Consider the following 6,381-nt stretch of genomic DNA (forward strand, 5'->3'; position numbering starts at 1 on the left):
GAGGTGTATATGGACTATTTACCGATCTTTATGAAAATTGAACAACAACATTGTTTGATTGTGGGGGGCGGGGCCGTAGCGGCCAGAAAGGCAGATTTGTTTATCAAGTCAGGTGCCATCGTCACGGTTGTTGCACCTGAGTTGGGGAATGAAATGAAATTTCATTTGGCTCAAGGAAAAATCATCTGGCATATGAATACCTTTTCAACAGCTTTGGTATCAGAACTGCCGCGACCTAGCCTGGTTATTTCCGCAACAGATGATCAGGACGTTAATTTAGCAGTTTATGAAACGTATCATGCACAGTCCATTCCCGTTAATGTGGCAGATCAAACGGAATACTGCGACTTTATTCTACCTGCGATTGTAGACCGTGCCCCAATGACCATTGCGATTTCAACCGGAGGACGTTCCCCGGTATTAGCCCGAGTAATGAAAGCACGGTTGGAAACGATGATTCCGCATGGTTTCAGTGTATTAACGGATTTGGTGGGTCGTTATCGCCAGGCTGTCAAAAACGTGATTTCGGATATTGATGGGCGAAAAACATTCTGGGAAACCCTTTTATCGGGGTTGTTTATTGATAAGGCGGTTCATGGTAATACAGGAGAGGCCGAAGCCTTATTGGAAGCCGAGCTTGAAACAATCAGAACCAATGGACAGAGTTTGCCGCAAGGGGAGGTTTATATTATCGGAGCAGGGCCAGGCGATCCTGATTTAATGACTTTCAAAGGACTTAGATTGCTACAACAGGCGGATGTCATTTTATACGATCGGTTGGTTGCACCTGAAATTCTGGAAATGGGACGACGTGAAGCCGAGCGTATTTATGTGGGTAAAAAAGAGAAATGGCATAAAATTGACCAAAAAGACATCAATCAAATGTTGGTGGATCTTGCTCGACAGGGGAAACGGGTGGCACGACTGAAAGGAGGGGATCCTTACATTTTTGGTCGAGGGGCAGAAGAAGTTGAACTTTTGGTGCAACATGATGTGCCTTATCAGGTTGTGCCAGGGATTACGGCGGCTGCAGGTTGCTCTGTTTATGCAGATTTCCCTTTAACCCATCGTGACTATGCACAATCCGTAGCGTTGATAACCGGGCATCAGCAAGCCGGAGCCCAGGGTATTGATTATGCCAGACTGGCGCAGTCTGGGGATACGATGGTGTTTTACATGGGGATTAAAAATGCCCCTAAAATTCAAGCGGGGTTGATTGCTCATGGTCTTTGCCCTGACACCCCGGCTGCGATTATCGAAAATGGAACACGGCTTAATCAAAAGGTGACAGTAACTTCATTGTCCAAGCTTTCTGAAACGATTCAAAAACAGTCTATTAAGCCCCCTGCATTACTTGTTATAGGGGATGTGATCAAAGTCAGAGAACGATTGCAAAAAAAGTCATTATTGGATGATAGGGTGCCGGCATGACAGACCATCCTTTCAGTCAATACCTAAGGATTCTGGGTAAAGGGCCGGTCAGCCGTCGTTCTTTAACAGAAACAGAAGCAAGTGACGCTCTAGGGATGATCTTATCCGGTCATGTGACAGAAAAACAGCTAGGGGCGTTCTTACTGTTAATGCGAGCTAATGGCGAAATGCCTGATGAACTCATTGGGTTTGTCAAAGGAATTAGACACGCATTAGACCTGAACGAACACCAAGGTATTGTGGAATTGGATTGGGCTGCTTATGCTGGTAAATGGCGTTATCCGCCTTATTTTTTATTGGCGATCAAGCTGTTAACACAAAATGGTGTTCGAGTTTTATTGCATGGTGATGCGGGACAATTTGAAAACCGACAGTATGTCGAATCTTTTTTAGAGCCACTCCATTTTTATCAGGCCTCTTCAATATTAGACGCACAAAATTCCGTTTCACAAGGAAAGCCGACTTATCTTTCTCTCGACACCTTTGCCCCCATGTTGCGTGAGATATTGCATTTAAAATCAGAGCTAGGAGTTAGAACGGTTTTCAATACCGCTGTTAAGTTATTGAATCCATTGAATGCACCCGCGTCCATTCAAGGTATTTTTCATAAAGGGGTTGAGTCGCTTCATCACTCGACAGCCATGGCTGTTGGGACTGAACAAAACTTGGTTTTTAAGGGAGAAGGAGGCGAAGCTGAAATACGCCCCGATGCGTTAACTCAGCTCTATTTTTCGAATAGAAATGCCATTGAAATGAAACAACACCCATTCAAAGGCATTATTGAACGCCAAATACGACCAAAAGAATGGCAACAACAAGACATTATTGATTTATGGCGCGGTGAAAAAAAGGATTTATACGGCGAATCCTCCGTTGTGGCGACCACCGCCGCGGCTTTGATGCTGTTAGATTCGCTTTCTGAGGTGGAGGCTCTGGCTAAAGCTAAAGAGTATTGGGTGCGGAGGAAGATAGAGTGCTGAAACAGAATAACGAATTAAGGCATGATTTTGATGATGTGTTTACTTTTGTAATGTCAAAAACAACAACATCGAACAAACAAGAACAAATTACTTTATCAGATGGAGTAGGTCGAGTTTTAGCGGAGGACCTCTTTTCACCGATCTCTGTGCCTGCTTGGCGACAAAGTGCGATGGATGGGTATGGTTTCTCAACGCTTTCCTCTTTGGATTGTCTTCCTGTCAAACAAACAGCTTACGCTGGTAATGCCACTCTACCGATGTCTAAAAATGAAGCCACCCACATTATGACAGGGGCTGTTGTCCCTGATCAGGTTGATACTATTGTACCGATTGAAAAGGCATGTATTCAGCAAACAGAACAAGGACAATATGTTTTCAAACCGAAGCCTATAGAACCGGGTCGACATATTAAACCCATTGGATCGGATGTTAGAGAAGGCCAAAAACTGTTGTCTAAAGGACACGTCATCAGACCTCAAGATCAAGCGTTATTAGCCTCAGTTGGAATCAATCAATGGTCGGTTTTTAGAAGGATTACTGTGGCGATACTAACCTCCGGTAATGAGTTAGTATCGCCCGGAGCCCCTTTAGAAAAGGGACAAATTTATGATGCTAATGCCTTTTTAATAGAATCCCTTTGCCAACGACTTCCGGTTGATGTCATAGCCAATGAAAGACTGGTGGATGATGAGGAAAAAATCAAACACCGTTTGGCTGCTTGGCAAGGCCAGGTTGATGTGATTTTAACGGTGGGAGGAGCTTCAGTAGGAGAAAAGGACTTTATGAAGGCGTCCTTAGCATCCTGCCCCAATTTTTGGACCTGGAAACTTAATATGAAACCCGGCAAACCTTTCTCCATGGCGATATCTCAACAAACTAGCATTCTTGCTTTGCCGGGTAACCCTTTAGCGGCTTTCATGACTTTTCAAGCATTGGCAACCCCCTTTATTCAAAAAAAAGCCGGTATAAAAGAATGGCAAAACAAGCCAGCAAAAAGGGTACTTGCCAGTGATCTTAAAATAAGCAAAGACCGTCTGGTATGGTGTCAGGTATTGGAAACTGAACAGGGGGTAACCCCCATTTTAAATGCCTCATCAAGTCAGCTAATGAATTTGGTTGAATCCGATGGTTATATCCGAATCAATCCAGGTCAAAACTATCAGGCAGGCGACGTTGTTGATTTTTGGGGCACCCCGTGATGACTGTTGGCGTGCTTATTCTAGCCGGAGGTGAAGGACGACGCATGGGAGGGCAGGACAAAGGTTGGTGTGTGCAAAACAACAAAACGTTTATAGAAATAGCGTTGCAACAAATCCAGCGACAAACGACGATGTTAGATCAAGCGGTTACGATTGTTATCAGTGCGAACCGAAATTTACCTGACTATCTAAGCTTAGGACACCCCGTTTTTTCGGATATCCGATCTGGGTACTGCGGACCTTTAGCGGGTATTGAAGCCGTCATGTTCGAACCTTCTTTATCTCATATTAATCGTTGGATCACTTGGCCAGTGGATTCTTTAAACGTTCCTGACGATTATTTATTAAACATGCTGGCCTCGGAATCAAAAGTGTCTTTTATCAAACAACATCGGCGTGCACACTATGCGCATTTATCCCTCTCAAAGGAATTAAAAAACTCGCTGTCATCCTATTTAGATTCGAAACACAATTCAATAAAAGGATGGTTACAGCGTTTTTCTCGCTATGGTGGCAGAGTGCATGAGATAGACATGTCATTTCATGCGCCTATCACTAATTGCAACCAATTTGAGTCAGTAAAAAATAATTGTAGAATTGAGAAAAACCCTATGCTGCGTTGATTTTAAATCAATTTTTATCCGCTCTTGAGGACACCGTTTTAAAATCCTTAACTGAGTTCCTTTTTAAATCATTTTTAACTGTAATTTGCCTTTGACTCACCTCTATTCGTCAAGTAAGATTATGGTTTTTAACTGTCTAGGCCTAACTCAAACACATGAGCAAAATAGTAGATTTAAAAGGCTCTATCCTTTCTTTAACGGTTTTAAACCTTTTCTCAGATCAAATTGACGAAACGAAAAAAGCCATTGCGGCAAAAATAGAACAAGCACCGGACTTTTTTGTTGGGATTCCCATTGTTCTCGAACCACAAATTACGTTGAAAGATCCGACCTTTTTGGCGCTGCTGGTGGAATATTTAACGCAGCTTCAAATGATTCCCATCGGTATTCGAACCGAAGATGAGGCCATTAAAGAGCAGGCCGAGTATGCAGGCCTGGCTATTTTTCCGAGAGAAAAGCTAAAAAACCGTCCTAAAAGAACCAAAAATGAGCCGGAAGAAGGCTTAAAAACCGCTTTAATGGTCAAGAATTCGGTACGTTCTGGTCAACAAATTTATGCCAAGGATCGAGACTTGATTGTAATGGGGTCGATTAACCCAGGCGCTGAAGTGGTGGCCGATGGTCATGTGCACGTCTTTGGAAAAGTGATGGGGAAAGTGTTTGCAGGCTCATCTGGCGATACTCAGGCCAAGATTTTTGCAAAACAGTTGAACCCCGAGTTGGTGTGCATTGCCGGGATGTATCAATTGTCAGAAGACATTGATGAGTCATTTAAAAATGGCTTTATCGAAATCAGCTTAAACGATGGCAAGCTGGTCTTTAACCCAGGTTTGCTGGATTAATTTTTTTAAGGAAGAGTAATTTTACGCAGCGTAAAATACTCAGTTATAATTCTATCATTAAGAGCTCTCATTGTTTTAATGAGACCCTGTTTTAAAATTCGAGGAGAAGCTTAGGTGTCACGTGTAATCGTTGTAACCTCAGGAAAAGGTGGTGTGGGCAAGACCACTACGAGTGCAAGTATTTCAGCTGGTTTGGCTTTAAAGGGCTATAAAGTCGCTGTGATTGATTTTGATGTTGGTTTGCGTAACTTAGACTTAATTATGGGGTGTGAACGCCGCGTTGTTTATGATTTTGTGAACGTGGTTCAAGGTGAAGCGACTTTAAACCAAGCCTTAATTCGAGATAAACGAACAAAGAACCTTTATATTCTGGCCGCCTCGCAAACGCGTGATAAAGATGCTTTGACCCAAGAAGGCGTTGGAAAAGTTATTGATGACTTAAAAGAAGACGGCTTTGATTTTATTATTTGCGATTCGCCTGCGGGCATCGAGAAAGGGGCGCAGTTAGCACTGTATTTCGCGGATGAAGCGATTGTTGTTACCAACCCGGAAGTGTCTTCTGTGCGCGATTCCGACCGTATTTTAGGGATTTTACAGGCGAAATCAAAACGAGCGGAAGGCGGCGATGAGCCGATTATTGAGCACCTTGTGCTAACCCGCTACAACCCAAGCCGTGTTGAGACAGGGGAAATGTTGTCGGTTGAAGATGTTACGGACTTACTTAACATTAAACTACTAGGCGTCATTCCGGAATCTGAACAAGTTTTGAACGCCTCTAACTCGGGTCAGCCTGTTATTTTAGATGAAGATTCGGATGCAGCGCATGCGTATATGGATGTCGTTGATCGTTTCTTGGGCGAAGAAAAAGAACATCGTTTCTTAATTGCCGAAAAGAAAGGCCTTTTCAAAAAAATATTTGGGAAGTAAGTTATGGCATTATTAGACTATTTACTCGGACAAAAGAAAAAGAAGTCGGCGAATCTTGCAAAAGATCGTTTGCAGATTTTATTAGCGCATGAGCGCTCTGAACGTAGTGCACCGGAGTACTTGCCTAAGATGCGTGAGGAAATTCTGGCGGTCATTTCGAAATATGTCACCATTGATCAAGAGCAGTTGCAAATTTCAATTGATGAAGCCAATGGATTTGAAGTGTTGGAATTAAACTTAGTGTTACCCGACAAATAATCTCAAGCAACCACAAGGCAATAAAAAACCGCCAGGCCTGGCGGTTTTTTTATATCCATAGATTCAACAAGCAAGTGCAACACCTAGGAATAGAAAAAGGTTAGCTAATGAGCTACCTTTT

The 6,381-nt window shown here is 43.0% G+C and carries 7 protein-coding genes; all 7 read left to right on the plus strand.

The window, feature by feature from the left end; all coding sequences use genetic code 11:
• The first annotated feature begins 9 nt into the window (after positions 1–9).
• The 7 genes from cysG (at position 10) to minE (ending at position 6,260) form a co-directional block, all read left to right on the plus strand.
• Positions 10–1,431 (plus strand): siroheme synthase CysG, encoded by a 1,422-nt coding sequence (gene cysG, locus P8629_RS10605; protein ID WP_278166108.1) that lies wholly within the window; start codon positions 10–12, stop codon positions 1,429–1,431.
• Positions 1,428–2,411 carry a glycosyl transferase family protein gene (locus P8629_RS10610; protein ID WP_278166109.1) on the plus strand — a complete coding sequence of 328 codons (984 nt, stop codon included), beginning with the start codon at positions 1,428–1,430 and terminating at the stop codon, positions 2,409–2,411. Before cysG ends, P8629_RS10610 begins: the two co-directional genes overlap by 4 nt.
• The gene (locus P8629_RS10615) at positions 2,405–3,610 is read left to right on the plus strand and encodes a molybdopterin molybdotransferase MoeA (RefSeq protein ID WP_278166110.1); all 1,206 of its coding nucleotides are present in this window, start codon (positions 2,405–2,407) and stop codon (positions 3,608–3,610) included. The genes P8629_RS10610 and P8629_RS10615 overlap by 7 nt, the downstream gene beginning before the upstream one ends.
• Positions 3,610–4,233, plus strand: a complete 624-nt coding sequence (gene mobA, locus P8629_RS10620; protein ID WP_278166113.1) for a molybdenum cofactor guanylyltransferase — start codon at positions 3,610–3,612, stop codon at positions 4,231–4,233. The genes P8629_RS10615 and mobA overlap by 1 nt, the downstream gene beginning before the upstream one ends.
• 155 nt (positions 4,234–4,388) lie before the next feature.
• The gene (gene minC / locus P8629_RS10625; protein WP_278166111.1) at positions 4,389–5,075 is read left to right on the plus strand and encodes a septum site-determining protein MinC; all 687 of its coding nucleotides are present in this window, start codon (positions 4,389–4,391) and stop codon (positions 5,073–5,075) included.
• 114 nt (positions 5,076–5,189) lie between these two features.
• A complete protein-coding gene (gene minD / locus P8629_RS10630; protein ID WP_278166112.1) occupies positions 5,190–6,002 on the plus strand; it encodes a septum site-determining protein MinD in 813 nt (270 codons plus the stop codon).
• Between the two features lie 3 nt (positions 6,003–6,005).
• A complete protein-coding gene (gene minE, locus P8629_RS10635; RefSeq protein WP_011370589.1) occupies positions 6,006–6,260 on the plus strand; it encodes a cell division topological specificity factor MinE in 255 nt (84 codons plus the stop codon).
• The last annotated feature ends 121 nt before the right edge of the window (positions 6,261–6,381 follow it).

The organism is Hydrogenovibrio sp. 3SP14C1 (assembly GCF_029625905.1).
GTDB lineage: Bacteria > Pseudomonadota > Gammaproteobacteria > Thiomicrospirales > Thiomicrospiraceae > Hydrogenovibrio.

What these genes read in the sequence shown, in the direction of transcription:
- cysG (WP_278166108.1), top strand. Translation starts at nt 10, where the DNA reads ATGGACTATTTACCGATCTTTATGAAAATTGAACAACAACATTGTTTG.
- P8629_RS10610 (WP_278166109.1), top strand. Translation starts at nt 1,428, where the DNA reads ATGACAGACCATCCTTTCAGTCAATACCTAAGGATTCTGGGTAAAGGG.
- mobA (WP_278166113.1), top strand. Translation starts at nt 3,610, where the DNA reads ATGACTGTTGGCGTGCTTATTCTAGCCGGAGGTGAAGGACGACGCATG.
- minC (WP_278166111.1), top strand. Translation starts at nt 4,389, where the DNA reads ATGAGCAAAATAGTAGATTTAAAAGGCTCTATCCTTTCTTTAACGGTT.
- minE (WP_011370589.1), top strand. Translation starts at nt 6,006, where the DNA reads ATGGCATTATTAGACTATTTACTCGGACAAAAGAAAAAGAAGTCGGCG.